Annotated in this window: 21 protein-coding genes; 13 read left to right on the forward strand and 8 right to left on the reverse strand. The window is 45.1% G+C overall.

Annotated features, from left to right (window positions below; all coding sequences use genetic code 11):
• Nucleotides 1-9: 9 nt before the first annotated feature.
• Nucleotides 10-639 carry a glutaredoxin 2 gene (gene grxB, locus L3V37_RS03710; RefSeq protein ID WP_136976623.1) on the reverse strand — a complete coding sequence of 210 codons (630 nt, stop codon included), beginning with the start codon at nucleotides 637-639 and terminating at the stop codon, nucleotides 10-12.
• Nucleotides 640-837: 198 nt separating this feature from the next.
• On the opposite strand from grxB, the gene L3V37_RS03715 reads away from it, so the two are divergent.
• Nucleotides 838-1773 (forward strand): LysR family transcriptional regulator, encoded by a 936-nt coding sequence (locus tag L3V37_RS03715; RefSeq protein WP_237305858.1) that lies wholly within the window; start codon nucleotides 838-840, stop codon nucleotides 1771-1773.
• On the opposite strand, the gene L3V37_RS03720 is transcribed toward L3V37_RS03715, so the two are convergent.
• Nucleotides 1726-2637, reverse strand: coding sequence for a LysR family transcriptional regulator (locus L3V37_RS03720; RefSeq protein ID WP_237305859.1), 912 nt, complete (start codon nucleotides 2635-2637; stop codon nucleotides 1726-1728). The two genes, L3V37_RS03715 and L3V37_RS03720, sit on opposite strands and share 48 nt — an antisense overlap.
• 220 nt (nucleotides 2638-2857) lie before the next feature.
• On the opposite strand from L3V37_RS03720, the gene L3V37_RS03725 reads away from it, so the two are divergent.
• A complete protein-coding gene (locus L3V37_RS03725) occupies nucleotides 2858-5737 on the forward strand; it encodes an amylo-alpha-1,6-glucosidase (protein ID WP_237305860.1) in 2880 nt (959 codons plus the stop codon).
• A gap of 106 nt (nucleotides 5738-5843) precedes the next feature.
• Here the strand turns inward: L3V37_RS03725 and L3V37_RS03730 are convergent, their stop codons facing one another.
• Entirely contained in the window at nucleotides 5844-7412 is a 1569-nt protein-coding gene (locus L3V37_RS03730) for a DEAD/DEAH box helicase (RefSeq protein ID WP_237305861.1), read from the reverse strand.
• A 718-nt stretch (nucleotides 7413-8130) separates the two neighbouring features.
• Between L3V37_RS03730 and L3V37_RS03735 the strand changes: the two genes are divergently transcribed.
• From L3V37_RS03735 to L3V37_RS03745, 3 genes are read left to right on the forward strand one after another with little or no spacing between them, the layout of a single operon-like run.
• Nucleotides 8131-9486, forward strand: coding sequence for a diguanylate cyclase (locus tag L3V37_RS03735; RefSeq protein ID WP_237305862.1), 1356 nt, complete (start codon nucleotides 8131-8133; stop codon nucleotides 9484-9486).
• The gene (locus tag L3V37_RS03740; protein ID WP_165401714.1) at nucleotides 9473-10789 is read left to right on the forward strand and encodes a glycosyltransferase; all 1317 of its coding nucleotides are present in this window, start codon (nucleotides 9473-9475) and stop codon (nucleotides 10787-10789) included. The genes L3V37_RS03735 and L3V37_RS03740 overlap by 14 nt, the downstream gene beginning before the upstream one ends.
• A 1-nt stretch (nucleotide 10790) precedes the next feature.
• Entirely contained in the window at nucleotides 10791-11828 is a 1038-nt protein-coding gene (locus tag L3V37_RS03745) for an HlyD family secretion protein (protein WP_053349300.1), read from the forward strand.
• Nucleotides 11829-11879: 51 nt separating this feature from the next.
• Here L3V37_RS03745 and L3V37_RS03750 read toward each other — a convergent pair whose 3' ends face one another.
• A complete protein-coding gene (locus L3V37_RS03750; RefSeq protein ID WP_140080235.1) occupies nucleotides 11880-12590 on the reverse strand; it encodes a lipoate--protein ligase in 711 nt (236 codons plus the stop codon).
• 224 nt (nucleotides 12591-12814) lie between these two features.
• On the opposite strand from L3V37_RS03750, the gene L3V37_RS03755 reads away from it, so the two are divergent.
• Nucleotides 12815-13141: a DUF4156 domain-containing protein gene (locus L3V37_RS03755; protein WP_025767966.1), complete on the forward strand. Its 327-nt coding sequence runs from the start codon at nucleotides 12815-12817 to the stop codon at nucleotides 13139-13141.
• A 79-nt stretch (nucleotides 13142-13220) separates the two neighbouring features.
• On the opposite strand, the gene L3V37_RS03760 is transcribed toward L3V37_RS03755, so the two are convergent.
• Both L3V37_RS03760 and L3V37_RS03765 read right to left on the reverse strand, forming a co-directional pair.
• The gene (locus L3V37_RS03760) at nucleotides 13221-14249 is read right to left on the reverse strand and encodes a hypothetical protein (RefSeq protein WP_053304579.1); all 1029 of its coding nucleotides are present in this window, start codon (nucleotides 14247-14249) and stop codon (nucleotides 13221-13223) included.
• A gap of 410 nt (nucleotides 14250-14659) precedes the next feature.
• The gene (locus L3V37_RS03765; protein ID WP_130546409.1) at nucleotides 14660-15808 is read right to left on the reverse strand and encodes a PLP-dependent aminotransferase family protein; all 1149 of its coding nucleotides are present in this window, start codon (nucleotides 15806-15808) and stop codon (nucleotides 14660-14662) included.
• 125 nt (nucleotides 15809-15933) lie between these two features.
• Here L3V37_RS03765 and L3V37_RS03770 point away from each other — a divergent pair, with 125 nt between their 5' ends.
• Both L3V37_RS03770 and L3V37_RS03775 read left to right on the forward strand, forming a co-directional pair.
• On the forward strand, nucleotides 15934-16803 hold the full coding sequence (locus L3V37_RS03770; protein ID WP_213871439.1) for a GyrI-like domain-containing protein: 870 nt from the start codon (nucleotides 15934-15936) through the stop codon (nucleotides 16801-16803).
• A gap of 80 nt (nucleotides 16804-16883) precedes the next feature.
• Nucleotides 16884-17780, forward strand: a complete 897-nt coding sequence (locus L3V37_RS03775; protein WP_213871438.1) for a LysR family transcriptional regulator — start codon at nucleotides 16884-16886, stop codon at nucleotides 17778-17780.
• 80 nt (nucleotides 17781-17860) lie between these two features.
• On the opposite strand, the gene L3V37_RS03780 is transcribed toward L3V37_RS03775, so the two are convergent.
• A complete protein-coding gene (locus L3V37_RS03780) occupies nucleotides 17861-18898 on the reverse strand; it encodes a DUF4382 domain-containing protein (RefSeq protein ID WP_213899221.1) in 1038 nt (345 codons plus the stop codon).
• 232 nt (nucleotides 18899-19130) lie between these two features.
• Between L3V37_RS03780 and L3V37_RS03785 the strand changes: the two genes are divergently transcribed.
• Complete coding sequence (locus tag L3V37_RS03785; RefSeq protein ID WP_005373737.1) at nucleotides 19131-19370, forward strand: YdcH family protein; 240 nt, start codon at nucleotides 19131-19133, stop codon at nucleotides 19368-19370.
• A gap of 73 nt (nucleotides 19371-19443) precedes the next feature.
• Here the strand turns inward: L3V37_RS03785 and L3V37_RS03790 are convergent, their stop codons facing one another.
• Nucleotides 19444-20115 (reverse strand): cupin domain-containing protein, encoded by a 672-nt coding sequence (locus L3V37_RS03790; RefSeq protein ID WP_237305863.1) that lies wholly within the window; start codon nucleotides 20113-20115, stop codon nucleotides 19444-19446.
• Nucleotides 20116-20323: 208 nt separating this feature from the next.
• Here L3V37_RS03790 and L3V37_RS03795 point away from each other — a divergent pair, with 208 nt between their 5' ends.
• The 4 genes from L3V37_RS03795 to fabG all read left to right on the forward strand — a co-directional run bounded on the left by L3V37_RS03795 (nucleotide 20324) and on the right by fabG (nucleotide 24200).
• Nucleotides 20324-21466, forward strand: coding sequence for a hypothetical protein (locus L3V37_RS03795; protein ID WP_017633595.1), 1143 nt, complete (start codon nucleotides 20324-20326; stop codon nucleotides 21464-21466).
• On the forward strand, nucleotides 21456-22382 hold the full coding sequence (locus tag L3V37_RS03800) for a metal ABC transporter solute-binding protein, Zn/Mn family (protein WP_237305864.1): 927 nt from the start codon (nucleotides 21456-21458) through the stop codon (nucleotides 22380-22382). Before L3V37_RS03795 ends, L3V37_RS03800 begins: the two co-directional genes overlap by 11 nt.
• Nucleotides 22383-22385: 3 nt before the next feature.
• A complete protein-coding gene (locus L3V37_RS03805; RefSeq protein WP_237305865.1) occupies nucleotides 22386-23180 on the forward strand; it encodes a metal ABC transporter permease in 795 nt (264 codons plus the stop codon).
• A 300-nt stretch (nucleotides 23181-23480) separates the two neighbouring features.
• The gene (gene fabG, locus L3V37_RS03810; protein WP_017633598.1) at nucleotides 23481-24200 is read left to right on the forward strand and encodes a 3-oxoacyl-ACP reductase FabG; all 720 of its coding nucleotides are present in this window, start codon (nucleotides 23481-23483) and stop codon (nucleotides 24198-24200) included.
• Nucleotides 24201-24322: the final 122 nt, after the last annotated feature.

Raw genomic sequence — 24322 nt, forward strand, 5'->3', positions numbered from 1 at the left:
ATGCGCTCCTTAGATAAGTACTGGCACGTTGGTCGCTTTACGAGCGGTTGCCATCCAGTGAAGTACGGCTGGATCCCATTGCACTTCGGGCGCACTGAAAAAACCGCGTAGAATGGAAAACATAATGGCTTCATCAACCAGTGACGTTTGCTTTTCTGAACTTAGGTTGAGCAAGGGTTTAGTTTGTTCTATCAAAGCGGCGACTTCTTTCGCAATCGCTGGTGTATCGTTAATCAAGGCTTCAAAATTTAACGCTTCGGTTTCTTTTTTTGCACGCCATGCTTGTTTAGCGCTTTCTGTTGCAAATTCCGGTAACGTCATGTTTGACCAACGCGGATACCCGACTTTTTGTAGCGGTAAAAACGCTTGTTTTTGCCAGTCTAAAACCGGTGCTGAGGGTTGGCTGCTTTCATTGGAAGATGCCAATTCAAGGAAGTAGTTGATGATGTCTAAGCTTTCCGCCATCGCTTCACCATCGTCTTTGATCAAAAGAGGAACTTGTTTTGCGCCGATGATGTTTGTGGTGGTGCTCTCGTCGTCATAAGCAATGTTGATGACGTCGAGCTGAATATTCAGTATGCCTGCAACAAAACGGACGCGGGCGCTAAAGGGGCAATGTTCATAAATGTACAGTTTCATTTTTTGTTTCCTATCTCTGGCTGGGCAGGGCGTGTTGTTGTGCGTTGAACAGCGTTACGGCGTTTAACTTTGCCCTGTCACATAACGTTCTGGGTCTAAACAATGTTGATAGGGTCAGTATATGGATTCGACTTAATTTGATAATTGGGTTATATCTGAATTGATTATTCAGTTTTTCCAAATAATAAGGGCGCGAAGGTGGATAAGTTTTCGGATATGACGTTGTTTGTCAGCATCGTTAAACATCAAGGTCTGGCAGCGGCGGGAAGGGAGTTGGGTTTGTCTCCGGCGACGGTAACGGCAAGGCTGCAAGCGATAGAAGAACGCTATGGCGTAAAGCTGCTCAACCGAAGCACACGCCACGTATCACTTACGGACGCAGGGGCAATGTACCATCAAGCTTGTCTGAACATCATTGATAGCGTGAAAGAGACGGAAAACTTGCTGCAAACGGGTATTTCGGAAGTGCGCGGAACGTTGAAAATTTCAGCTCCACGAGATATTGGCAAACAAATTATTTCGCCGATGGTGTCGGCTTTTTCTGAGCAATATCCGGATGTGACGCCTTATCTTTACCTTAATGACAATTTATCGAACTTGGCTGAATCGGGGCTCGATTTAGTGATTCGTTACGGTGAGTTAGCGGACAGTAATCTCATTTCGCGCAGGCTGGCGTCGAGTCAACGCGTGCTGTGCGCGTCACCTGATTATTTGGCGAAGCAAGGTGTCCCAAACTGTCCACAAGATCTCGCGGACCATCGCTGCTTAGCCATGGTGCGCAGCAATGAAGAATTAAAAACGTGGCACTTTAAAGATGAAGAGTCTCACCAATCGATCACGGTCACGCCAAAGCGATTTTCTGATGATGGTGAAGTGATTCGACAATGGGCGTTGGACGGTGCGGGGATTGCGTTAAAATCGATTTTAGATATTCAGCAAGACCTAGAACAACAACGTTTAGTAACGGTTTTGGATAGGTATATGAAAAACTTCAGCGCCCTTTCGCAAGGCGCTGAAGCGGATCTGCATGTCATTTATCAAAGCCGCCAATATCAACCGAAAAGAGTTCGCCTTTTTTTGGACTTTCTAATTGAGCAATTTAGCGCGCTCAGTGATACCAGCAATCAGATCTAGATGCGATTCCGAGGTTTCTCGGCGGTGGCGATAAATCCCGACGGTGCCAGGGTTTGGTTCGTTTTCCATGGTTAAGCATCGTAAGCCAAAGGATTCCAAATACGGTTTGAGGTGGCCGGTATAAGACATCACCGCGACGCTTTCTTTCAGTACATCAATACTGGCGAGCAGAGAATCCACTTCGTAAGTCGGTCTGTCATCCAGTTGCTGCCTTTCGCGTTCATTTTGTTTCGGGATTGGGTTGTCGATGACGTGAGCGAATTTCTTTGCGTCATAAGTGACCGAAAGAGCAGGGTATTCGTGCAGCATCTCTTCGGTGACGGTTTTCCCTAGCAGTGGATGGTTTGGGGAAACAAAATAGGCATCACCCGTTTGAAATAGCGGAATAAACGTAACGTCGCATTTAGACGACAAGCCGTCAATCTCGTGGCCGATGAAGAATTCAATCTGTTCGTTGATTAATGAATCCATCAAGCCTAAGTGGTTGCCAAATTCGACGTGCGTAGATGCCGATGGCTGCTTGGTCAGATGTTCATTGAGTGCTTGTTTGACGAACAGCGGCCACCACGCATCGCCAGTACCCATTTTAATTTTTCCGACTTGGTACTGTTTCCGTTCATCAATGCTTTGCATCATTTGGTTGTATTCATGCTGCATCGCGTTGCTATGGCGATAGAGGATGCGTCCGTATTCGGTCAACACCATGCCATTAGGATGACGTTCAAACAGCGTCACGCCGAGATTCTCTTCCAGCTTCTTTAAATTGCTTGTTACCGTTGGCTGGCTTAACCCTGCCATTCTTGCCGCAGCGCTGATGCTTTGGCAGCGTGCAACCAGTAAAAATTGCTGCAGAGATTTGTCCATTTTCTTTCCCCTTTAAGAACGAGGGGTATTTTGCACAATTTCATTTATAAATCACAAATCTGTAATCTCATTTGATTGAAATTATGCGCATTTCATAGATCTACATCACTGTTGGGGTTTGACGTATAGACGTTATCTATAGCTCGCTCCTGACTTCCTATTTTCCCCTCAAAAGGGTGTTCTTTAGACTGTCGCCAAAACAACAATCTAAGGGATGAACATGAAACCGAGTTTTATTGCGCTTGCTGTCGCGTCTTGTATTGGTCTTGCTGGATGTGGGTCAGATTCCTCTGATGCGCCTGTGCCGGTCGACAAACCAATTATTTCAGCCGACTTATATTTACGTGGTTTAAATGGGGATTGGGGCACGGCAGAGCATGCCAAGCTAAACTATTTGGGTAATAACGAGTACGAAACCGTACTGCGCGTCGCTCGAGGTAGCAATCAGTTCAAGATTGCTGATCCGGGTTGGCAGACCCAATACACCTATTTTGAGGAGCCCGCGGCGTTCGATAAAGCTCAAGAGTACCTGCCAAAACCAGACACGAATGAAGCGTGTATGAACGATGATTGCAACTCTGAGATCACGTTTGAAGACAAAGGGTATTACAAGTTTTCTGTGAGCTTTGCCGATGAAAGTCGCGCGACAATGACTGTGACGAAAGCAACGCAAGAAGAAGCGGAAAAATACTACTCTGATGCGATTCTCGACCCTGCAATGGTGCATGAAGGGCATCAGAGCAAAGAAGTGAAACTGTTCGCCAATTACGATGACTCGAGTGATACCGTGATTTTCTCGGTGAAAGATCCTAAAGCTGAACTGCGTGAATTTGGTATTTCAACGACGACAGAATTGCGTGATGCGCTCGACCAAGGCTTAGTGATTAATGAGCAAACAGGGCCGCGAGTGGTGTCGGGTGATGTCGCGTTTGACGCGTTGTTTGCATTGACGATGAAAGAGCTAGACCAGCTTGCCGTTTCTGAAATCAAAGACGGCAATTACAACTACAACAACCCAATCAAAGCGGAAGTTTTTGAGACGGGCGCGAAGTGGCATTACGTATGGACGCGTGATTTGGCGTACGCAGCAGACCTTTCGCTTGCATTGATGAATCCAACTCGGGTGCAAAATGGTTTGAATTTCAAATTGTCTGCTTTCCGCGACACGACCGATCAGCAATACGATGGCGAGCAGATTGTGCAAGACACGGGCACTGGCGGCAGTTGGCCAATCAGTACCGATCGCACGACTTGGGCGCTTGGTGCTGAACGCTTACTTTCGGCATTAGATGGGGAAGAGTACAACCAATTTGCTGAGCGCGCATATAAAGCTATCAGTAATACACTTGAAGCCGATCGCCTGGCGGCTTTTGATGCGAAATCCGGTTTATACACTGGCGAACAATCATTCCTCGATTGGCGTGAGCAAACGTATTCAACGTGGACGCCAAACGATGTCAATACGATTGGGAGCAGCAAAGCGTTATCGACAAACGTGGTTCACTACCGCGCGATTCATCTCGCGGCTAAGTTGGCAGAGAAGTACGACTCAACCAGCGCGGTCAAATACACCGATTGGGCTGAGCAGTTAAAAACCGCTATCAACGAGCAGTTTTGGAATGCCGAACGCGGTATGTACGTAAGCTATTTGTTTGACAATGGCAAAGACATTGCGGTCGACAAATACGATATGTTGGGCGAAGCGTTGGCGATCATCAGTGGCGTGGCAAGTGATGCGCAGGCGAAACAAATCATGGCCAATTACCCACACAGTGAGTTTGGCGTGCCGGTTTACTTCCCTCAACAACCGGATGTGCCTGTGTACCATAACCGCGCAATTTGGCCATTTGTTACCGCGTACAGCTTGCGCGCCGCGCATCAAACACAGAACGTGGCTGCGGCGAACAATGCGATTCAATCGTTGGTTCGTGGCACGGCAACTAATTTATCCAACATGGAAAACTTAGAGTGGCTTTCTGGTAAGTCATTCATCATCCATAGTGATCATGGTGAAGATCCAAGCATGGATGGCCCAGTTATTAACTCTCAGCGTCAGCTTTGGTCTGTGGGTGGCTACTTGAACATGGTGGTAGAGACGCTATTCGGCATCCATACCGAAACAGGTAAGTTGGAAGTGAAGCCATTTATCACGAGTTGGGTGCGCAATAATTTGTTGGCTCAGTCTGAACAAATCACGTTGGAAAACTTTGCCTTCAAAGGAAAGAACTACTCGGTAACGATTGACTTGCCTGAAGTAAGCAAAGATGAAACAGGCTACTACCCAGTTGAAAATGTCACGATGGACGAAGAGGGGCATTTCCACGTGACACTGGGCGAGCTTGTGAATGTAGATAGCAGCATTACTTTAGTTTCTGGGGTGAAACCGTATGTGAGTGAAGACAGTCGCGTTTATTCTCCACAAGAGCCAACATTGGAGGTAAAAAGCGTTGATAATTCGGTTTCGATTGACGTGACGAGCAAGTACAACGTGAACTTGTATCGCAATGGCGAGCTGATTCAAAAGAACGTGGTTGCCCAATCTTATTCCGATACGCCAACAGGTTTTGCGTGTTATTTGGCTGAAAGCATTAACGATAAAGGTTTCCGCTCTAATCCGAGCCAACCAGTTTGTGTCGGTGAAGAGATCCGCATCAAACTTGATGGCGAATATCAGCCACTCAAAGACAATGTATCGGTGGTTACGGTGAGCAAAGACAGTGGCATCGTAAAAGGTGCAGAGTCGTTTACAGCGCCTGTAACGGGCACTTACCAGTTCGATGCTTGGTACAACAATAACCTAGGACAACTTAATACTGGTATCACGAACACCGTGAAATTGTTAGAGGTATTGGATGATGCAGGTAAGGTGGTTGGCCAAGGTTACTTGCAGATGGGCCATATTGGTGAAAATCAAGGTATGCGTTACTCAACGCCAATTGAAGTAGCGTTGGAGCAGGGGAAAACCTATCAGATCGCGCTGAAGGACCACTTCAATATGAGTTACCTCACATCGAATGAAACCTACATCTACGCTGGTGGTATTGAGGGTGAAAAGAACGAAGCGCAAATCGCTGATATTCGAATCACACCTTTAATGTAGGCTGTTTTAACAACGCTGTGTTCTAAAAAACTGTGTTCTAAGAAAAACAAAGCCGCTGAGATTATCAGCGGCTTTGTTGTATTTGCTATCGGTGGCCGTTTACAGATTAGTTTGCAGCCTGCGGACGAGGCTTACGGCGTTGACCTGATGGTTTGTTTCCTGCAGGCTTAGCATTGTTTGGCTTGCGGTTACCAGACGGTTTACCAGCGTTGCCACTCTTATTACCGTTTGGTTTATTTCCATTCGGTTTATTGCCATTTGGCTTGTTGCCGTTAGGTTTACGGTCATCTGGTTTGCTGTGTGCACGAACTTGGCCTTCACGGTTACCTTTAGGCTTACCCGCACCGCCTTGGTTGGTGCTGTTTTTGTTGCCGTTGTTACCGCCGTTGAAGCGACGTTTAGGTTTGTTTGCACCATTGCCTGCTTTCTTTTCGGTTGCTGGAGCGTTTTCACCCGAAGCATTTGGCGCTTTTGGTTTTTTCGGCTTCTTAGGTTTTTTCGGTTTGATTGGGCGAGTATCCAGTTTAGATTCTGGCACCACATTGGTTGGCGCAAAACCTTCCAACTCTTTACGTGGTAGTACTTCTTGAATCAAACGTTCAATCGCAAACAACTCAGATGCTTCTAGCGCGCACACTAGTGAAATCGCTTTACCTACTTCGCCCGCACGGCCAGTACGACCAATACGGTGAACGTAGTCTTCTGCCACTTTAGGTAGCTCAAAGTTCACCACTTGCGGCAATTGAGGAATATCGATACCGCGTGCAGCAATGTCCGTCGCGACTAACACACGAATTTCACCCGATTTAAAATCTGCCAGTGCTTTGGTACGCGCGCCTTGGCTCTTGTTGCCGTGGATGGCTGCAGCCGGTAGTTTTTGTTCGATCAGGAACTTCGCTAGACGGTTTGCGCCGTGTTTCGTTTTCGTAAACACCAGCACTTGCTTCCAATCGCCGTCTTTGATCAATTTAACCAACATCGGTGCTTTCTTCTTCACGTCTGCAGGGTAGATGCTTTGCTCAACCGTTCTCGCCGTCGAGTTTGCCGGGTTAACGGAAATCTCAACCGGGTTGTTCACCAAGCCTTTCGCAAGATCGCGGATTTCATCCGAGAAAGTCGCCGAGAAAAGTAGATTCTGACGCTGTTTTGGTAGCAGGGCTAGGATTTTGCGAATATCACGGATAAAGCCCATATCCAGCATGCGGTCTGCTTCATCCAGTACTAGCACTTCCAGTTGGTCGAATTTGACCGCATTTTGGTTGTACAAATCCATCAGGCGGCCTGGTGTTGCTACCAACACATCCGCACCTTTGCGAAGACGCAGCATTTGCGGGTTGATCTTCACACCACCAAAAACAACCGCACTGCTTAGTGGAAGATGACGGCCGTACATAAACACGTTTTCTTGCACCTGAGCCGCAAGTTCACGCGTTGGCGTCAGGATAAGTGCACGAACTTGGTTAGCACGAACGCGAGGGCCGTTCGATAAACGCTCAAGAATCGGTAGCGTAAAGCCTGCAGTTTTACCTGTACCAGTCTGCGCTGCTGCCATTACGTCTTTCCCTTCCAAAATAGCAGGAATTGCTTTTGCCTGAATTGGCGAAGGGGTGTCGTAGCCTTTCTCTTGAATAGCTTTAAGGATTGGAGCAGATAGACCTAACGAGGTAAAACCCATATGTATGATTCTCAATTGTAGAGTTAGATAACAACGCGCCGAAAACAAATCGGTGCGAAAAGTGCGACATTCTGAGGCTTTTACGCGCAGGCTTCAACTAATTCTGTTATGGATAAATATTTGAACTGGATCTCATTTCTTTTTTGAACAAAAAAGAGCATAGAAAAGTGACGTAGATTCATTCTGTAGTTTGAATGTGTTACGTGTTCTTTCGGAAAAAACAGCGAGACAAATGGTGATTATTAATCACTCAAACGGCTTAAAAACACTTGTTTGATAAATAATCAGAATGATTGAATGTTATTCAGTGTTTTGCCACTCAATTTTAATGGAAATTAGTTAGTAAAGTATTACCAAGTCCCAGATTTGACACATGACGGTATGGTTAAATGCTGAGCAGAAAGGAATCGACTGATATAAAACAATGAGCTTGATGTGAATGCAAGGATCTCATTCAGCATCAAATCGCACTATTATCCCAGCTTGCTAACAAAAGGTTGTACTATGCGCTTTGCTATCCGATTTCTCTACTCACGGCCTCCTTCACACTTTATTCAGAGATCTTTCTGCTTTTACTGCCTGAGTTAAAGCTCTCTAAATATTTGTTCTATTGTTGTATTTAACGGTGGCAAGGTTTGTCTACCTAGAGTGCCTTGTTACTGCAAGTTCTATATTTCTGATGTTATGAATTAATTTTGTGGTTGTGAGAACTAATAAAATGTCGTCAATAAATAACAATTTCTACTGGGTTGGTGAACAGCCTGTCAGTGAGTTAGCTGAAGATATGGTTTTGGTTAATCATATTGATGAGGTGGCAACGGGACTCGGTGGCATGGTGTGTATTGCTTATCAAGATCCACACCAAATAGATACCGCGCTGAAAGCGTTTTATCAGGAGAAAGGACGTTGGTCTTGGGCGGTTTATGTCTCCGTGGAAACCCCTTATTCTCGATGCGTTACCGACGGTGTATTTGAAGTTAGAGAATCAATAAAAATTTGGCGATCTATTCAAAATAAGCTCGGTGCCATTGATGAACCGGAAGTGTTAGACCCTTTGATTGGTTGGCTTGGGCTCAATCGTCAGCGAAGAGTGACTGCTTTAAAAAGCTTAGAGTCTATGTCGGTTTATTCGTATCCAATTATCGATATGTTCTTTCCTGATATTTATTCGACTTATCGATACGTACTCTCAGAGCAAGGTCGCGGAGTATTAGAAGCAGAAGTACTCATCGACAGAATTCGTGTTTGTTCTCAATGTAATAGCGGGCACTTGAATTATGTAGAGGTGTGCCCGGATTGCAGCAGCATCGATATCGACTCTCAAAGCTCTTTGCACTGCTTCACTTGTGGCCATGTTGGTGAACAACACAGCTTTCAGCGCCGTGGAAAGCTCGAGTGCCCCAAATGTTTGACTCAGCTGCGCCATATCGGCGTTGATTATGATCGCCCGCTTGAAAACCACGTTTGTAATAGTTGCTCCAGTTTATTTGTTGAAGCGGCGACGATCAGTCAATGTTTAAGTTGTGACTCAAAGATCAAGGTTGAAGAGCTTGTTGTCCGTAAAATTTACCAATATCGACTTGGTGAAGTGGGTGAATACATTTTCCAACACGGTAAGTCCATTCAAGCTCCTGAACTCTCGATCAAAGGCAAAGTGGAAGTCAGCTTTTTCCAAAATTTGCTTGCATGGTTAAATAAAGTCGCTCTGAGACACAAAGAACAGCACCTTCTACTTGGACTGCATTTACCGACGATCGATGAATACGGTAAGCAATATGGCGATGCAAAATTGTTCTCATTGATGGATCAACTGACGCGTCGTCTTAGCGGCTTGTTTAGAGATACCGATATCTGTTGTCAGTACAAACAGGATGTGTTGCTTGTCCTAATGCCAAATACGACCAACGCGAGCCTGTCCATTTTACAGCAAAAATTATCGGATCTGGGTGAGCTTGTTGAAGACGAAGAGTTTGAGTTGGATGTCTTTGCTTGGGACCTGCCCGATCCGATCATCGAAGACAGTGTTTCTGCTTGGATGGAATCGCTGATGGGTGAGATTTATGCTGCAAGATAGTCTCGTTCTGCTCGACTATCTTCGAGGTATGCTACTTCACAACGAAGAGTTATGGCTATTGCTGTTTCCCGTCATGATCATTATCGAGCTACCTCTATATTTGCTGGTGCTAACAGGGATATTTCGTTGGTCATATGCGCAAGAAGACCCAGAATTAAAGCGGTTTCCTTCAGTGAGTTTCGTTATTACTTGTTATGGTGAAGGTGATGCGATTGGGATCACTATCGATACGTTAGTTGAACAAGTTTACCCAGGTCATATTGAAGTACTTGCTGTGGTTGATGGGGCGGTACAAAACCAAGATACCTATCATGCCGCGTTAAATGGTGAGAAAAGGCATGCAGGCGTTCGTAATCGTAAAGTGCGCGTGTTGCCAAAATGGCAACGAGGAGGCCGGGTTTCAACACTGAATGCCGGCTTATCAATGGCTAGTGGTGAAATCGTCATTAACGTGGATGGAGATACGTCATTCGATAACGACATGGTCTTCACCATGATGAAACAGTTCGCGGATAAAAATGTGATTGCGAGTGGTGGTGCGTTAAGAGTTCGCAACCATAACGCCAACTTGTTGACCAAAATGCAATCCTTGGAGTACATGCTGTCGATGCAAGCCGGTAAAACGGGGATGGCTACGTGGGGTGTTCTCAATAACATTTCTGGCGCATTCGGAGCATTTCGGAAGAATCTGCTTAAGCAAGTGGGGGGCTGGGATACGCATACCGCAGAAGATCTCGACTTAACCATGCGCTTGAAGCAATACAAACGTCGTTACCCTGATAATAAATTGGCCTTTTCGACGCACTCCATCGGCCATACTGATGTACCAGATACGTTGAAAGGTTTGGTATTGCAGCGGTTGCGTTGGGATGGCGATTTATTGTTTTTGTTTTTGCGTAAACACAATGAAGGGTTGTCTCCACGGTTACTTGGTTGGGGAAACTTCTTATTCACTTTGGCTTATGGCGTGATTCAAAACGTTTTATTGCCGCTGCTTGTGGTGATATTTAGCGTGTACATGGTGGTTGTCTATCCACTTAAATTTGTATTGGCGTTGATGCTAATGCTCTATTTTGTCTACCTCTTCTTATCTGCTCTGATTTTTGTTGTCTACATTGGGCTTGTATCAGAGAGAAAAAAAGAGGATTTGAAGTCAGCGAAATGGTTATTTCTTTACCCTTTCTACCAGTTTTTCATGCGTTTGATTACCGCTTTCTCAATGGTTAATGAAGTTGTGAGGAGAAGTCATGAAGAGTCGAGTATGGCACCTTGGTGGGTATTGAAGCGAGGTAAAAAGTTTTAGTATGAAAGTTAACTTTCACTTAGATAAGAAAAATAAACCGCAGTCTGAGAACGGGATGAAAGTCGTTTACGGACAGGCAAAGCGTGGCGGTTATCGTCTCCGTTGGTACTTGATTTTAGCGATTGTAATCAGTCCGCTTTTATTTATGGCTTATTACTTGTTTAGAACGCAAGTATTAGTGACGGCACCCGCCATTATCACGTCACATCCACTTACGGTGACGGCAACTCGCTCTGCCATTGTTGGGCCAGTGCCTGTGAATGTCGGTACGGAAGTGACTCAGGATCAAGCGCTGCTGTTGTTAAAAGATAATGCGTTGAACAAGGAGATTGATTTTATAAAAGAAGAGTTGATTAAATTGTCAAAAAATCAGGTTCAGAGTACTGATGAGCTATACAAAAGTGCTATTGAAAGCTCAGCCGAAGGCTTGAAGAAGGTCCGTGATATTCAGAAAAAATACGACGTTTACAGAAAGAAAGGGCAAGTGTCTGAGGTGGATTACGCGGCTATTGTGAGTGTGAATAACTCACTGAGCAATCAGTTAAGCAGTCAGAAAATTGCTTATGTGGATGCGATGCGTAACTTGGAAGAGTTAGAGTTGGCTGGTCCAGTGACACAAGAGTATCGATCATTAATGCGTGAATTGGTAGTCAAACGCGCGCAACAAGAAAATTTAACTTTTCGTTCTCCTATGAAAGGGCGTGTGCTCGATGTTCATGTACACGAAGGGCAAAATGTCTCTGAAAATACTCCCTTACTTACGATCGCTCGCAATGTTACGCCGGAGATAACCGCTTTCTTAAACCCTAAATATCTTCAATACAGTAAGATGGATACTAAAGCGAAAGTTGTATTTCCTGATGGTCGAAAGTTTAGAGCGACGGTATCGAAGCCAGTTGAGGTTGTGAACAAATTGCCTTCTGAACTGCAAAGCCCATTCGAAGGTCAACCTGCGTATTTGAAGGTGACGCTGAGTTTTGATGAAGCTCTAGAAAAAAGCCGTTGGATTGAAGGCGTAGAAGTCGAAGTTCGCTTTTAATATCGTTAAGCAAAAAAGGAGCTTTTGCTCCCTTTTTGTTTACACTGATTTTTACTCCGCTTTTGCATGCATTAAAAACGCGCTAGTTAATTGCTGAAAGAGTGAATCTACCGACGGACGGTCGGATATATGATGGAAGAGCGGTGTGTGGACATCACCACGAATATCATCGTCATGACCACAAAAATGATTACACATTCGTACTGGTTCGACAATCTTCTCGACGTCGGCATCAATCAGAATGCATGCTTGTGACAATACCACTTGTCCGCCGCCTTTTTTAAGTAAAACACGCTGCGCGGTTCCCACGACTTTTTGCCCGCCAATGTTGAGGTTGTACTCGCCATCGCAGTAGGAATAAGGCGTAGCATGAACATCCACTTTCACGCCGAGCTGTTTAAAGAAAACCGTTAATATCGCACATAAATCGAAATACGCTTTTTTGATGTTGTAAGGCTCGCCTTCTGGCCAGTGGTAAATGTGGGATAGATTGATAATACCTGGCACCTGAGGGACTGGTGCACCACCGGTTTTACGAGAAAAGAGCTTCCAGCCAGACGTATTTAACGCATGTTCTAACTCATTAGACACTGGCCATTTCTTACCCGCGGGAAGCACGAGCGTTGGACTTTTTACTTGCCAAAGCAATAGCACTTGCGAGAGTTGGTTGGACTGAACTTGTTTAATGAGCTCATCTTCTTTGTCAAATGCATCAGCGACTTCCGTAGCTGTGTAGCGAATTAGCTTATTTTTAGCAACCAAACTCTATCCCTCGCGGCTATTTAATCATTACTGTTGTATCTCAGATACAGCTTTATTGCTAGGTTTGAGTGATTAGGTTTTTGCTCGCTAGTTGCATGATCACCTTTTGAGTCTTTTCCGTTGTCCATTAAGTTTGCTTGAACACGCGATAAAAAGTTTTTGCTAGTCATCACATCAGCCATTCATAAAATCTGCCATCTATGAAAATTTTTGGCGATATAAGTATGAAAAAGCGAGTGATGACTCTCGCGTTAGCGGCATCATTAACGGGATGTGTGACGTTCCCAACTCAAGAATCTGAGCAAGTACAGGTGCTTTGGGACAATGTGAATGCGATTGAAAACTGTGAACTAATGGGTACCGTGATCGGCTCAGAAGGACACTTTTACGACTATTGGCTTCACGCCGATAAAGACATGGTTTGGGGGACGCTAAACCAAATGCGCATCAAGGCGGCGGATTTAGGCGCAGATACCTTGTACTTATATCAACCGTTGAGCTTTTCTACGTCAGTGACGATGTTTGCAAATGCTTACAAGTGCAAACAGTAGCTATTGGCTTGATCATAATTGAAAGACAGGCGCTGCTCGCCTGTCTTTGATGCGCTCTACAAATACTGGAGACTTTGCGTTAATTGACGTTTGCTGTCGCCACCGCTGATGTATCAGAAAACGACAACGTAAAGTCTCGCTCGGTATTAAGTACTTTGGCTGGAAACTCTAAGCTCAACTGTGTATGTGGCGCGACTTCTGAAGCAATGCTAGTAACGAATTTTCGGGTTTCTCCAGGAGAGATCGATATATCACTTCCACCTTGTGATGAGAGCTCAGCGATACCCATTGTTTCAAGTGTGTTACCTGCAGTATCCGCCAGGTGTAGTAAAGATTCTGACTTGTAGATTAATTCTCCACTTTCTGTGCGATAGGCATTAAACGTGTTGAAATTTGGTTGTAATGATCCTTGTGATCCAATGTTAGTAACGGAAAATGTCACATTAGCGCCATCAAAGTTCTCGACTCTTACGAGTACGTTACCGTCTTGGTAACGAGCAGCTGCTGCCGCGGTTGCTTGTTGTTTCTGCCGCTGTTTCTCTTTTTCAATGTCGCTTAACTGTTTCTGCTCATTAGCGATTCGATTCTTTGCCATGGAGTACGACTGATCGACCATTGCTATTAAAGCGGGGATTGAATACAAAGTGAGGCCTTCCAAATGGTCAAAGTCGATTTTGGCATGTTGAGTACGTTTATGATTAGAAAATTGGCAGTAACCATCAATCAAACTGATGAAAGCCACTTCAAAAGTGCCTTGTAATCGGCTTACTTCCTGTGCTGCTTTCTCTAGATTTGAGCGGACTTTCCGAATCTCTTCCAAACTCTTTTGTGAAAGACGACCGTTTGGCGATACGTCGTTAGAAACCGAAACCAGTTCTTCGGTCACAAATGGATTGTTTTCGGCTGGAATCACCGTAGTTATACGGTTGGATTTGGTGATGTCTTCGCCCAATAAAACCATCATTTTTTGCGATGCGGCGGTTGTGTTGCCCGCTAATACGTCACTACAGTTTGGCGACGTATTGGCATACACGGCGAATGCGGTAAAAAGTGAAAGTGTAACGGACCAGCCGATGGTGACGAGTCCTGTCGTGGTTCGAGTATTCATCCTGATAACCCCTCTGTCATTTGGTGCGATTCACTGACGTAATTGCCAATCAAAAGATTGGCTCGCGACATTCAGAATGGTTCTGGTCAACCCTTCGTAGTGGGTCTGCCCACAGATGCTTTTTTAGTCGTTTATCAACCGCTAAGCCACGATTGATAAAGTGTCTGAAATTGAGAGCATTAACGCTGCGAAGTTGATGTCTTTGACTGAAAGATAGACGTAACTTTTCTAACCATCAAATACGTGATTGAGTTCTCATTTTTATATGAGTGAGAGGTTCAAGAGAAAACAGGCACTTACTGTAGAGAGTTGATTTGAAGGAAAAATATAAATTTTTTTGGGGAACTTTTTTGATGCTGCCTTTGAGACTTTTTTGAATCTCAAAGGCAGGTTCTTACACTCGCGCTCAATTACAACGTGTTGAGGACATCCGCGAGTCGAGAGACAGCCGTCGTTAGTTCTTCTGGTGTGGCATTGGTAAAGTTAAGACGCAGAGCGGCTTTTACCGTTGAACCTTCTGGATAAAAGACCGGGCTCGGCACTACAGCAACCCAGTTTGCGAGAAGGTTTTTCGCCAGTTCGAAGGTGTCGCATTCTGGAATCTCGACCCAAACGAACATGCCACCATCGACGGGTTTGAGTACGCAACTTTCTGGCAGCTGTTTTTGCAGTTCAGCAAACATGACATCGTAACGTGATTTGTAAAGCGCACAGATGGTTGAAATGTGCGTTTCGAAGTTGTCATGTTGCAGTAGACCATGCAGCAAAGCTTGCATAGGAATACTAGAGTGCAGATCGGCACCTTGTTTAATTTTGATGAGTGGCTCAAGGTAGCTGTTTTTGCCCGTAACTACACCAATACGCAAGCCTGGTGAAGCTATTTTGGAGAAAGAGCGCAATACGATGGAGTGCTGTGGGCAGAAGTCCGAAACTAGCGGCAGTGCTTCACCAGAAAAACGCAGCTCGCGGTATGGTGCGTCTTCAATGAACGCCACGTCGTATTGTATACAAAGCTCGGCAACTTTTTGGCGAGTCTCTAGCGCCCAGCATACGCCCGTTGGGTTGTGAAAATCGGGTACGGCGTAGAACATTTTTGGTTGCTGCGTGGCAAAGCATTGTTCGAGTTCTTCAAGGTTTGGGCCACACTCGGTTTGTGAAACGGTCACGATGTTGGCTTGCACTAGACCGAATACTTGCATAGCACCAAGGTAGCTCGGTGCTTCCATCACCACTTTATCGCCCGGATTCACGTACGCACGCGCAATCAAATCTAGCCCTTGCTGAGAGCCCGTTGTGATCATCGCCAAATGAGATTCTGGCAGCTGGTAATAATCGGTCAAAAAATTAAGTAGCGGTGCGTAGCCTGCTGTTGCGCCATATTGAAACACCTCTGGCATATTCGCGAGGTTTTCGAGCGTCGGTTTCATTAAGTCGATCGGGAAGGTTTTTTCGTCCGGTAAGCCACCTGCAAGAGAAATGACGTTCTTATCGCTCGCTGCAGCGAGGATTTCTCGGATGTAGGATGACTTAGTTTGTTGTAATGACTGTGCGATTTCCATGTGCTGTGCTTCTCGTAATTGTCTTTTTTTATGTCAGAAATAGTATAGGTAAATTGCCAAGCTTGGTGTGTCCATTTATGCTGTTAAACATGTCCATTTATGCTATTTAAGCGAAAATTTACTCCGTGAGCCACCAACAAGTTTCTAGGATCAATGACGTGCTGTTTTACATTCACCAGGACATTAGCAGAGATTTATCGGCTAAAGAGCTAGCAGATGTAGCAGCCTATTCTGAGCAACACTTCCATCGTATTTTTAAAGATGTGGTAGGGGAGTCTGTCCATCAATATATCCGTCGCACAAGAATGGAATACGCCGCCAATCAACTGATGTTTGATACCAGCTCGTCGGTGTTAGACATTGCTAACAAGTGCGGCTTTAGCTCGGTATCTTCTTTTAGCCGAGCATTTAAAGCAACGTTCGCTATGTCTCCTGGCGCGTGGCGAAAGCATGATTTACAAGTCGCAGAAAAGCCGTATCTAAAAGATCCGGAAGTGGCTGCGGGTTATCATCGGGTTGCTAAACGCGAGTTGCCAGAACCTAAAATTGTGGAGGTTCCACAACGCTTTGCGGCTTATGTGCGGCATGAGGGTTATAGCCGTTCCATTCGCAATGCGTGGCTGATTTTGAAGGCGTGGGCAAGCTCTGAGAATCGGGACTTTTCGGTTCAATATGGTTTGCATCACTCCAATCCCGCTTGGGTCGAGCTAGATAAGTGTCGCTATGTAGCTTGTATGGCGATTGATAAGCCGCTTAAAGTACGCGGTGTCGTGAATCAAATGACGATTCCGGGTGGTTTGCATGCTGTTTTTCGCTTAACAGGGGTATATGGAGAGCTTCTTCCTCAATTGAGTATGGTGTTAGAGAAGTGGTTGCCGAATTCAGGCTTTAAGCAGCGTTCTACTCCCGCTTATGTTCACTATCATAAAAACCATTTCCTTAGCCATGATGAGGCGTTTGAGCTGGACTTCTATTTGCCCATCAGCTTTTTCTAATTGGAGTCTTTATTTACTATCCGTAAGGAATAAAATGCTAAGCTCTATATGATGATTTTTTACAAATAATTGAAAATTAAATGAACATCGATCATGTAAAGCTATTTGTCCGTTTGGCTTCGACACACAACATCAGCATGGCTGGTCAGGAGCTTGGACTTTCTCCTGCTGTCGCTAGTGCGCACATCAACAAACTTGAGGACAGCTTAGGAGTTCGTTTAGTTCATCGCACCACACGCAAAGTTTCCTTAACTGAAGAAGGGCAGGCTTTTTTACCTCACGCGGAGGAGGTCCTTGCAACAGTGGAGGCAGCAAGGGGAGCTGTTGGCTCAGGGCAGAGTGCGCCAACGGGAGTATTACGTATAACCGCCTCTGCAACTTTTGGTCGCTTGCATATTGTGCCCGCATTAAAAGGTTTTATGGCGCGTTACCCAGGGTTAACCGTGGACTGCCGATTTTCTGATTCCATTATTGATCTGGTTGAGGGAGGTTTTGATGTCGCCATTCGTGTCGCTGAGTTGAAAGATTCTTCATTGGTCGCAAGAAAGCTTGCGCCAGATCGTCGTATTATCGTTGCATCACCAGATTATATTGAACAATTTGGGAGACCTAACAAGCCCCAAGACTTGACGAATCATGAATGTATTAACTTAGTTGGAATGAATAATTGGTCATTCAATACAAAAGATGGAATGCTCAATGTAAGAACTTCTGGTCGTTTTAAAACTGATAATGGTGATGCGATGAGAGACGCGACGGTAAACGGGTTAGGTATTTCTATCAACTCAGTTTGGAGTGTTTATCAAGAATTACAAAGTGGTCAGCTAGTGGAAGTACTCGAAGATCACCCTTTAGCGATGGATGCTGGGATTTGGGCTGTGTACCCAAGCTCTCGTCTAATTGCGCCTAAAGTGCGTGCCTTTATTGATTACTTTGCTGAATACTATGGCACGCCACCTTATTGGGAAGAGGTTTAAAAGTCACAAAGACCATAATCCGTGCTCAGTTGGAATAGCAAAAAAAGCAGACCCATGCAGGGTCTGCAGTGTTAGAGAGATTAAAAGTCTGCGTTTGTATCGGTACCAACAAAGACGCTAATTCCGCTGGTAGATTGATAAATGCTAAAGGTTTCACCTGCAACAATACCATCTACAGAATCGTCATTTGCGGTACAGGTATAGCCGACGGAGTACGTACCGGGCTCTACAAAGCCAAATTCATATTCGTAATTTGCTTCATCAATGTCTTCCACTACGTTCGCCGCTGAGATTGGCATTATTTGGCCTTCTGCGCCTGCAAATGGCCCCATGTTCTCTTCGGCGATATTTCCTTCATATAGGTAGACCGCGTGTGCATACCCATTTGCGCTTGGGGTATCCGTTTCGCAGTTTTGGTAGGTCAATGTTGCGATATCTCCCTGAATTTCACCCGTTGTAACCGTGTTAATTAAAGTGACTGAGGTGCGCTGAATACTGTAGCCCTCGTTTTGCCCAGTTCCGTCTTTTAAGCCACGACGCAGGTCAAACTCCACCACAAATTCGTTGTTGTCAGGGTTGACTGCGAAGGTATCATTAAAGAACAGTACCCCAGAATTCGGATCCTTTCCGACCCCCTGCGGACAAGCCCCATTACCTTTTACGGTCAGTGGTATTTGATTGCCGGTCGCTTCATCAACAACATAGGATGGATAATCCGGATGATCGCCATCATTCGCAAACACGCAGAGTTTGTAATTGCCAGTGGGTATCAGCTCATCGTCCACTAACTCTTGAGCGTTACTGCCCTGGAAGTCGAGTAAGTTAACGCTTAATGGTATTGGATCTTCATTATCGAGCAGAGGATTACCATTTTCGTCAACGAAATTTCCGTCTTCGTCGGTTTTATACACATCGAAAACTTGTGGTGTACCACCATCCAAAGGGAGAAATGCCACTTTGTTGTATGCGATAACCACTTCTGATACGTCATCAATAGGGGCATCTGATACAGACAAGGTAACCGGAGTCATTGTGCTGACAGAGTCACTGTCTGAATTACAGCCAATCAACGCAACTGTTATTGACGCACTGATCAAGCCAATTTTCATGCTGTTCATTTAGATGTACCTTTTTATGAGAAGTGTATTAAATGTAGTCGATTATTGATAAAACACAGAATAATAACGAGCGGAGTCGCGCGGTTAAAAGAGTGATAAACCATGACTAAGAAGTTCAGTAAAAGTGTGCTCAAATCGACGATATTGTGCTATTTGAAGTGCTATGGTTAGAAATGTGTCGCTCAAAAAATGAGCGGATAAATACATCAACAACTCTAGCCAAGAGGTCTCTATGTTAGGTGAAAATCACTCATTAACTCATGAATTCCCAGAACATTTGGATACCATTACTCAGCTTACCGAAAACGATGCATCATTTGCTGAAACCGTTAAAAACTACAATGCTTTAGATAAGGAAATCCGCGTACTAGAACTTCAAGGAAGCCCGATTGATGATCACGAAATGAACGTATTAAAACATAACCGGGCTGAGCTCAAAGACTGGCTCCACTCGCGAATAATGGGTTCTTAGTGACGAAATGATCATCGGCTCGTAAATAGCGGGCCGATTTTAGTTCCAATGGACGGTGCCAAGTGTGCAAACATTAGGAGTGCTGAGCAGGAGCTTGGAGCGGCAGGTGACCAGTTTTTACCCAAATGATCGTTTCTTGCTCTACAAAAGGAAAATGCTCGCTCATATGTGGGCTTCGGATCCAAGAGAGAGCGGGATAGGTACCTAGCTCGTCTCTAAACTCTCCTGACAATACGAAAATTTCTTCACCACCAAAGTGACGGTGTGGTTGAAACTTCTCACCTTTTGGCCATTTAACCAACGCGACATGTTCGTGCTCAAAATGATGCAGAGGCATGACTTGCAACCCACCGACACCACTCTGCCAGCTCGCTTGGTTTGTATTAATGCGAACTGTTTCAAGATCCTCAGATTCGAACTGATTTAGTTTAACTAAAATCACACAGCCTTCTTTGCTAAATGGTGCGTGTTGACTTCCTGGAGGGTTACGAAGGTAAGTGCCGGCAGGGTAGTCACCGTATTCGTCAGAGAATACTCCCTCGAGCACCAATACTTCTTCTCCTTGAGGGTGAGGATGAGTTGAAAACTGCGAATTTGGCTCGTACTTAACGACGCTGGTGGTATGCCCTGATTCTTTGGCTTCTCGTTCCAAAGGTTTGCGCCACACACCTTTGGAAGGGCTGGCGATCCATTCCTGTTGAGCAGTATCTATCACGATTCTTTTTGCAAAATCCATATTCAACATATTGAAATTCCGTTACTTATTTAATTACTAATTCTCATTAGTATACGTATAAAAAACATCAATTGATTCACTTGTTGATAGCCCAATTCATGGATTGAGTACGAACATGAAATCGGAGCCTAATTTAAATTTCTGCTTGTGTAATGAGAATTGTTATATTATAACATCGCAAAATTAAATGTTATAACATAACAGAAAGGAAAAAGTAGTGAATAAGAAATTGGTGTCTCTCGTGATCGGTAGCATTTTTGCATCCCCTGTTTTTGCCGACACACTATCGAACCCACAGATTGGTGTTGTTGTTGATGGCTACTACCAAGATGGCCAACGTCATAATTCTGAGCGCGAAGAAGGCTTTGGTCTAGGCCATACGGAATTAAACTTCTCATCGAATATCGACGACAAGTTTTACGGTGCATTGACCGCGGTTCTTGAAAGTCATGGTGATGAGACAGAATTAGAGCTTGAAGAGGCATTCATCGAAACTTTGGCATTGCCATATGGTGTAAACGTGCGCGCTGGCCGATTCCTATCTGACTTTGGTTACCTGAACAACCAACACATGCACACCGATAGCTTTGTTGAGCGTCCAATTGCTTATCGTACTTTCCTTGGCTCGCACTACTACGATGATGGTGTACGTGCAAACATCGTGTTGCCAACCGACCTTTATGTAAAACTTGGTGTAGAAGCGCTCAGTGGTAGCAAAATGTCTTCTGTCGAAGATGGTTCTGAAGTTGGCGTGTACACCACGACGCTGAAGCTTGGTAGTGACTTCTCCGAATCTTCAAGTTGGCAGTTTGGTTTAAGTTACCTGCGTAACGAAAACGGCAAGGTTAAAGAGTTCGAAGATCACGACCACGGTCATGAAGAAGAGCATGAGCACGATCACCATCATGGCGCAGCAGTGACAGGTGCGAATCTTTATGGAGCTGATTTTGTTTGGAAGTGGGCACCAGACGGTAATTACAAATACAGCAACTTCACGCTATCGGCTGAATACATGCTGTTAGACGGTGTGGTAGACAGCAAATATAAAAACGATGCAGAGTCACCAGACAACTTAAGCGCTTACTATGTTTCGGGTGTTTATCGCTTCAACCCAAGCTGGTCAGCAGGTCTACGTTACGGCGAAGCAGAAAGCTACGATGGTCATGCACACGGCGACCACATGCATTTCACTGAGCTGAATGATAAAGAAATGGATGCAATGATCGCATGGGATTCTTCTCATTTCGGTACTATCCGTGCGCAATACACTCGCATTGATAACCAAGACAGCGAGACAGACAACGTGTTCACTCTGCAATATGTGATGACATTTGGAGCGCACGGTGCTCATGCGTTCTAAGCTGACATTGAATAAATGCAGCTTGGTGATGATGGCAGCAGGAGCTGCCATCATCTCTTCGCCTGCTTTGGCTCTAAACATTTTCGTTTGTGAGCCAGAATGGAAAGCCTTTCTTGAAAGCCACGCGCCAGATGCCAGTATTTATTCAGCGACAACGGCTAAGCAAGACCCACATTACGTACAAGCTCGTCCTTCTTTGATTGCGAAGATGCGCCAAGCGGACATGGCAATGTGTTCGGGCGCAGAGCTAGAGGTGGGGTGGTTACCTATGCTGCAAGTTCGTAGCAGCAATGCGGCGGTGCAAAATGGTGCGCCGAGCATGATCTACGCGACGGACTTCGTGCGCATGTTAGATACTCATGCTCACGTTGACCGTAGCATGGGAGATATACACGCTCACGGTAACCCACATGTTCAATTTGCGGCAAATGACATGATTCCATTATCTCGTAAAGTCACGGAGCGCCTAAAAGCGATTGATCCCGACAAAGCACAAAGTTACCAAGTGAATGGTATGAAGTTTCGTGCTCATTGGCGTAAAAAGCTTAAAGAATGGAATGAGAAAGGGGCTGCTTTAAAGGGTAAGCAAGTTGTCGGTTATCACGCGACGTATCGTTATTTGTACGATTGGCTCGGAATGAAGCAGATTGCCGATCTCGAACCTAAACCGGGCATTTCACCGACCACATCTCACCTGCAATCACTTACCAAGTTAGATGCTGACAGTTTTGATGCGATTGTTTACTCTTCTCATCAGGATCAGCGTCCAGCGAACTGGTTGCAAGATCATACTGACAAACCTGTGATTCAACTGCCATTGACCGTTTCTGAGGGTGAAAACTTGGATGAGATGTACGATCAGGTCATTGATGATTTACTGGATGTGTTAGTGCCGCCCGTTCCTGTGAAGATCTAAGCCATGGCTGATTATGCATGGCTTTTACCTGCGGTTTTGTGTGGTGTAATTGCGTTAGTTGGCAACATCGTTCTGGGGCAACAAGTTCTTAATCGTCAGATCATCTTTATAGATTTGGCGGTGGCGCAAGTCGCGGCATTGGGGGCAGCACTAAGCCACTACTGGTTGAGCCAATACGCGCTGTTCTCAGGCTCATTCTTTGGCGAAATGATTGGCCCTTGGGTGATGTCTTTGATGCTTTGCGGTTTGATTGCTTTAATGGAGAAACGATACCAGCAGCATTTAGAGCCCATGATTGGCAGCTTGTTTGTTGTGTCTGCATCGCTGGCGATCCTGCTGGTGAGTAAAGACCCACACGGCGGAGACTTTATTCAAGGCATTCTTAATGGGCAACTGTTATGGGCGACTTGGGCAGACGTTTGGCCTTTGGCACTCATTACCACTGCGATGTTGCTATTAGTTTGGTTACAACCTGCGTTTATGCGCGGTAGTGGTTTTTATCTGATCTTTGCTATTCTGATGCCCATTACGGTCAAGTTAACCGGCATTTATTTAGAATTTGCTTTGTTGGTGATTCCAGCTTTATGTGCGGCAGCATTGAAGGGAACTCGATTCTTTGTCGCCAGTATCAGCATCGGTATTGTTGGGATATTAACGGGTATTGCCGCATCGGCTCGCTATGACTTACCGAGTGGTGCGAGTATTGTGATCACCCTGTTTATTGCTGGCATGTTGTTTAATCTCTTGCTTCAGCCTTTTCTGGTGAAAATAACAAAACCAGCTTTTGTAAGAGATTAAGAGACAAGTAATATTGGTCTGATGAAGTAGTATTTGATTAATCAGACCAATACTTTTCTATCCAAGTCCTCCAATCGTGTAACTTTGCGCCTTCCAACACACTTTCTTACGTTGATCTTGCCATAGTCATCAAGTTGCCTTGATTAGTTCACATCCGACTCCCAGACTGTTTCTATAGTTTTTATAAGATATAAAAGACCCTGCGTATGAGAAGCGCAGCTGTAACGCGACTAGGCATAAAAACAAAAAACGCTAGGGATACAAGCTAATTTGTAATCTCAACATTTAAGGAAGACCAAGATGAAACCGGAAAAAGTAGCAGTAGTCACTGGTGCGGCTCGTGGTATTGGCCAAGCGATTTGTGAGCAATTACTGGAGGATGGATTCCACGTAATCGGGCTAGACATATCGCCCGTGGAATGGAGTCAGTCGGCGCAGCTAAGCAGTTATCAAGTCAACTTGTGTGATGCCGAAGCTGTCAGTGAAGTGGTAGAAAGTGTTGTAGAGCAGCACGGAAGAATCGATGCTCTGGTTAACAACGCGGGCATCACTCGAGATGCATTGTTGCCAGATATGTTAGAGCAAGACTGGGACAGCGTGATCGACGTGAACCTAAAAGCGGTGTTCTTACTCACCCAACGTGTTGCTCCTGTCATGCTAGAGCAGGGCACAGGCAGTATTGTTAGCATTTCTTCTATAGTGGGAACGGATGGTAATATCGGCCAGAGCAACTACGGCGCAAGTAAAGGCGGCGTCATCTCAATGAGCAAAGGCTGGGCGAAAGAACTTTCAAGAAAGGGTGCACAGATACGCGTCAACTGTGTCGCGCCAGGCTTTATCGCCACCGACATGACCAAGAACCTGCCAGAGAAAGTCATTCAAATGATGGAAGGCAAAACCCCATTAGGGCGCATGGGCTCAGTGCAAGATATTGCCAATGGCGTCTCTTTCCTAACCTCAGACAAGAGCGCCTACATCACAGGCCAAGTGCTCAAGATTGACGGTGGGTTGGTATTATAGCTCGTTAATCAAAACCCAAAATAAAAACGCCTTTTACTTATGTAAAGGGCGTTTTTGTTTGAGGAACCCGACTTATGTGAGTACTACTAATAGAAAGCTTCGATTTCGCTTCGAGTTGAGTT

This window comes from Vibrio sp. D54 (assembly GCF_021728075.1).
Lineage (GTDB): Bacteria > Pseudomonadota > Gammaproteobacteria > Enterobacterales > Vibrionaceae > Vibrio > Vibrio alginolyticus.

What these genes read in the sequence shown, in the direction of transcription:
- grxB (WP_136976623.1), bottom strand. Translation starts at nt 639, where the DNA reads ATGAAACTGTACATTTATGAACATTGCCCCTTTAGCGCCCGCGTCCGT.
- L3V37_RS03720 (WP_237305859.1), bottom strand. Translation starts at nt 2,637, where the DNA reads ATGGACAAATCTCTGCAGCAATTTTTACTGGTTGCACGCTGCCAAAGC.
- L3V37_RS03725 (WP_237305860.1), top strand. Translation starts at nt 2,858, where the DNA reads ATGAAACCGAGTTTTATTGCGCTTGCTGTCGCGTCTTGTATTGGTCTT.
- L3V37_RS03730 (WP_237305861.1), bottom strand. Translation starts at nt 7,412, where the DNA reads ATGGGTTTTACCTCGTTAGGTCTATCTGCTCCAATCCTTAAAGCTATT.
- L3V37_RS03735 (WP_237305862.1), top strand. Translation starts at nt 8,131, where the DNA reads ATGTCGTCAATAAATAACAATTTCTACTGGGTTGGTGAACAGCCTGTC.
- L3V37_RS03740 (WP_165401714.1), top strand. Translation starts at nt 9,473, where the DNA reads ATGCTGCAAGATAGTCTCGTTCTGCTCGACTATCTTCGAGGTATGCTA.
- L3V37_RS03745 (WP_053349300.1), top strand. Translation starts at nt 10,791, where the DNA reads ATGAAAGTTAACTTTCACTTAGATAAGAAAAATAAACCGCAGTCTGAG.
- L3V37_RS03755 (WP_025767966.1), top strand. Translation starts at nt 12,815, where the DNA reads ATGAAAAAGCGAGTGATGACTCTCGCGTTAGCGGCATCATTAACGGGA.
- L3V37_RS03760 (WP_053304579.1), bottom strand. Translation starts at nt 14,249, where the DNA reads ATGAATACTCGAACCACGACAGGACTCGTCACCATCGGCTGGTCCGTT.
- L3V37_RS03765 (WP_130546409.1), bottom strand. Translation starts at nt 15,808, where the DNA reads ATGGAAATCGCACAGTCATTACAACAAACTAAGTCATCCTACATCCGA.
- L3V37_RS03775 (WP_213871438.1), top strand. Translation starts at nt 16,884, where the DNA reads ATGAACATCGATCATGTAAAGCTATTTGTCCGTTTGGCTTCGACACAC.
- L3V37_RS03780 (WP_213899221.1), bottom strand. Translation starts at nt 18,898, where the DNA reads ATGAACAGCATGAAAATTGGCTTGATCAGTGCGTCAATAACAGTTGCG.
- L3V37_RS03785 (WP_005373737.1), top strand. Translation starts at nt 19,131, where the DNA reads ATGTTAGGTGAAAATCACTCATTAACTCATGAATTCCCAGAACATTTG.
- L3V37_RS03790 (WP_237305863.1), bottom strand. Translation starts at nt 20,115, where the DNA reads ATGTTGAATATGGATTTTGCAAAAAGAATCGTGATAGATACTGCTCAA.
- L3V37_RS03800 (WP_237305864.1), top strand. Translation starts at nt 21,456, where the DNA reads ATGCGTTCTAAGCTGACATTGAATAAATGCAGCTTGGTGATGATGGCA.
- L3V37_RS03805 (WP_237305865.1), top strand. Translation starts at nt 22,386, where the DNA reads ATGGCTGATTATGCATGGCTTTTACCTGCGGTTTTGTGTGGTGTAATT.
- fabG (WP_017633598.1), top strand. Translation starts at nt 23,481, where the DNA reads ATGAAACCGGAAAAAGTAGCAGTAGTCACTGGTGCGGCTCGTGGTATT.